3 protein-coding genes are annotated in these 3,746 nt (G+C 39.5%); all 3 read right to left on the minus strand.

Annotated features, from left to right (window positions below; all coding sequences use genetic code 11):
* Positions 1 to 208 precede the first annotated feature (208 nt).
* The 3 genes from ACYVLS_RS09260 to ACYVLS_RS09270 all read right to left on the minus strand — a co-directional run bounded on the left by ACYVLS_RS09260 (position 209) and on the right by ACYVLS_RS09270 (position 3,663).
* Positions 209 to 1,060 carry an aldo/keto reductase gene (locus ACYVLS_RS09260; protein WP_460323834.1) on the minus strand — a complete coding sequence of 284 codons (852 nt, stop codon included), beginning with the start codon at positions 1,058 to 1,060 and terminating at the stop codon, positions 209 to 211.
* Positions 1,061 to 1,419: 359 nt separating this feature from the next.
* The gene (locus ACYVLS_RS09265; protein ID WP_460323836.1) at positions 1,420 to 2,430 is read right to left on the minus strand and encodes a tRNA dihydrouridine synthase; all 1,011 of its coding nucleotides are present in this window, start codon (positions 2,428 to 2,430) and stop codon (positions 1,420 to 1,422) included.
* A gap of 255 nt (positions 2,431 to 2,685) precedes the next feature.
* The gene (locus ACYVLS_RS09270) at positions 2,686 to 3,663 is read right to left on the minus strand and encodes a hypothetical protein (protein WP_460323838.1); all 978 of its coding nucleotides are present in this window, start codon (positions 3,661 to 3,663) and stop codon (positions 2,686 to 2,688) included.
* Positions 3,664 to 3,746: the final 83 nt, after the last annotated feature.

The raw sequence follows: 3,746 nt of genomic DNA on the forward strand, positions 1-3,746 counted from the left end.
ACCATTTTACTGTACCTGTTTCCATAATAAAATTCCTCCTTGTGCCTTTGCACATATTTACATTATTGCTTAAGGACCAATTCGGAATGCATTACACAGTTCGTAAAATGTCTCTTACAATATGTTAAACACAGTATAGCACACGTCTCGTCGTTTACCTAATTTATTTTGAATTGGACTTATTTCGGACTTATTTCGCTGATTTTACTTATCTTTCTGTAAAATCGTCGGGTTTATCAAGATCAGCAAATGTCAGGCTATCCAAGTATGCCATATCTTCTTTGGAGAGTTCAAAGTCGAAAATATCCGCATTTGTTTGAATACGTTCTTCGTGAACCGATTTGGTCAAGGTGACAAAGTCATGCTGAATACTCCATCTTAATAGGATTTGAGCAATAGATTTGCCGTATTTGTCACTCATCTCTTTTGCTTTTTCATCATCCTGCATATATTTCATAGGCGATAGCGGTGACCATCCTTCAATCACGATATCATTCTGACGACTCAGATCAACTGTATCCTTTTGAAGAACGCCAGGATGCAGACGAATCTGGTTAACCATCGGTTTGATTCGCGAATTCTCAAGTATATTATTTAAATGAGGCACCGCAAAATTGGAGACGCCTATTGCTTTAAGCTTCCCTTCCTCATACAAATCTTCGAAAGCTTTCCATGTTTCAATGTTGTCCTGTTTCCAGTCCCCATCCGTATTTTTAACAACTGGCCAGTGAATCAGGAACAAGTCCAGATAATCCAGGGCTAATTTGTCCAGAGACTCCAGTATCGTACGTCGAGCCTCGTCATACCCATGGCAGTTATTGTTAAGTTTGCTGGTCACAAACAATTCTTCTCTCGGTACACCACATTTTTTAATGCCTTCACCAACATACTCCTCGTTACGATACATTTGAGCTGTATCAATATGACGATAGCCGGCTTTAACTGCATTAATAACGCCATCCACGGCTTCTTGTGGATCAGTCACCTGCCAGGTTCCGTAACCCAGAATTGGTATCTTAACACCATTTGTTAGTGTAAACGTATCATCTAAACTGTACATTCAATTTCCTCCTAATTTTTTCATCTGACACCATTATACAATAAATCGCTAAGTAATTAATTATATTGACTTCTAATGTTAACTTGTGCCGAATAAGTCGTAATCGGTATGAGTTCAGATTCAATTAGGAAAAACTTGTGCCGATTAACTGTACTTGGTATAAGTTTCAGTGAAATACTGACAAACTCGTGTCTAGTATGTACTAATCGACAGAAGTTTCTCTACAATTCTCTCTTACTTGTCACGAATAAACAATTAGATACTTGTTTTTTCAGCTGTCACTCAAATAAAAAAAGCCCCCTGTCATTTTAAGCGTTAAACGCATTAATCGACTAGGATGCTTTCTTTCGATTATTTAATTAGTTGTAACTGTTTACTGTCTCTTCGTGTTTCTCTTCTTCATAACTCGCCAGTTTTTCTTCAAACTCATCCAGCAGCACGCGCACTTCTCCAGTTGTTTCTGTCTCCATGAGTTTCTGTCTCAATTCACTGGCACCACGCATTCCTCTTATATATATTTTAAAGAATCTACGCAAAGGTTTAAATGCTCTATCGTTTACTTCACCATACTGGTCAAACAAATCCAGATGCAGTCGCAGCAGATCAAGCATTTCCTGATGACTGTGTTCTCTTGCTTCTTTTTCGAACGCGAATGGATTTGTAAAGACACCGCGTCCAATCATCACACCGTCTACTCCTGTTTCTTCCACAAGTCTCAGGCCTGTTTCGCGGTCAGGAATATCTCCGTTAATAGTAATCAGTGTATCCGGAGCTATTTCATCTCTCAGTGCCTTGATTTCAGGAATCAGCTCCCAATGGGCATCATACTTGCTCATTTCTTTTTTCGTACGCAAGTGAATGGATAAGTTCGCAATATCCTGCTTCAATAAATGAGTAATCCAGTCGCGCCATTCATCCAGCTTCGTGTAGCCTAAACGGGTCTTGACACTGACAGGCAATCCTCCGGCCTTAGCAGCTTCAATCAGTTCCGCTGCTACTTCAGGGCGACGGATAAGTCCACTTCCTCTTCCTTTTCCGGCTACATTTGGCACCGGGCAGCCCATATTGATGTCTAGCCCCGCGAATCCAGCTTCCGCCATTCCGATACTCATTTCACGGAAATGCTCGGGTTCATCTCCCCAAATGTGAGCGACCAGGGGCTGTTCGTCTTCAGTAAAGGCCAGTCGGCCACGCAGACTATTTCGTCCTTCAGGGTGGCAGTAGCTGACAGAATTGGTAAATTCAGTAAAAAAGACATCAGGTCTTCCTGCTTCAGCAATGACGTGACGAAAAACGAGATCTGTCACATCTTCCATTGGGGCAAGGACAAAAAATGGTTTCGGTAGATTTTTCCAGAAATTCTCTTTCATTTTCAAGTAAATCCTTTCCTATATAAAAATCGTATGTGGGTATTTGGTTTGTTCAGTCTTATGACTGCTGAAATTTTATATTAATCTGACTCAGTTATCTTCAGTTTAATGGTAAAACCTTAAGAAGATATAAATCACACATTCTAAACTAACTCTATCTATTTTAACCATTACACCGGTTTTGTCAAATCTTCTTTTTCAAAAATAAAACTCAAAAAAAATACCTCCAGCCATTTACAGCCAAAGGTATTTCTTTCACCTATACTTAAAAGCCTTATAGAATGCCGTACCTGACTCCCCTATCGTTATAGCAATAACTAATATAGTCAGCCCTGTTATTAGTCTATTAAAAGAGAAAGGCACAAATTGTTCAAATTCCACAATAATCTCATTATTCCAGATGCTCATGGAATTTATGATAGTAATGAATACTACTGCCGAAATAATATTTAAAATGGTTGTGACAATAGCCAAACTCACTGTCCACCTGCCCTTAATGATTTTGATTACCTCAATCGCTATATTTATCATAAATACTAGAACGATGAGTAATAGATAGTTATTGAGAGACTCTGCATTAAATAAAGGAACAAAAGTGACATCACTGCCTAGATTATAGTAAATGCCAATTCTATCTGAGAGCAGTACAAACAGTACAAGAAAAACAGTTGTAAAGATAATTGAAAATACTGATTCTCCTTTTGATATGTCGGCTTTTTTCTCAGGTGGTTCCGGAAGTTCAGATGGATCCCATTCGTCATTGCTTGTTTCCGGTCCAATTGACACGTCATAGTACTCCAGCACCGCAAAAACAAGTGTGACCCAAGCTGCCCCTTGAAGAGAGGCAGAAAATAGCGTGAACAGATAGTCTACTATCACATCGAGTGCCCCATCAGAAGAGGTTAATGCTCTTATGCCTACTGAGATTGATATCCCAATTAAAATAGACAACAGTACAATTTTTAAGAAGAAAATGTAGTAAGCAAAATAGCCTGGCCCGATAATATAGCGTTCTTTTCCTCTATATTTTGTGGCTAACTTTTTAGGGTTGCCAAGCTTTCTCAAAACAATCTTCATTTTTTCCTCTTCAGTCAACTGGTCATCACACTCAGCTATCATCTCGTAAATCAGTGCTTTTAAGTCCAGGGCCACTTCTTCTCTGTAACGTTCAGGGAGTTCTTTTGTAACGGCGTGAACTACATCGGCACTAAAGTACCGAGCTTCTGGGAACACCTTTAACTTGCCTGCTTAGCACGAATGCTCACAGGCAGCGGTTTAGGCTGTTTGACCAAGGCATGTCCCATGCCAATGGAAAG

This window comes from Alkalibacterium psychrotolerans (assembly GCF_054784355.1).

Bases quoted from the DNA above. Each gene is read 5' to 3' on its own strand.
- ACYVLS_RS09260 (WP_460323834.1), bottom strand. From the start codon at position 1,060: ATGTACAGTTTAGATGATACGTTTACACTAACAAATGGTGTTAAGATA.
- ACYVLS_RS09265 (WP_460323836.1), bottom strand. From the start codon at position 2,430: ATGAAAGAGAATTTCTGGAAAAATCTACCGAAACCATTTTTTGTCCTT.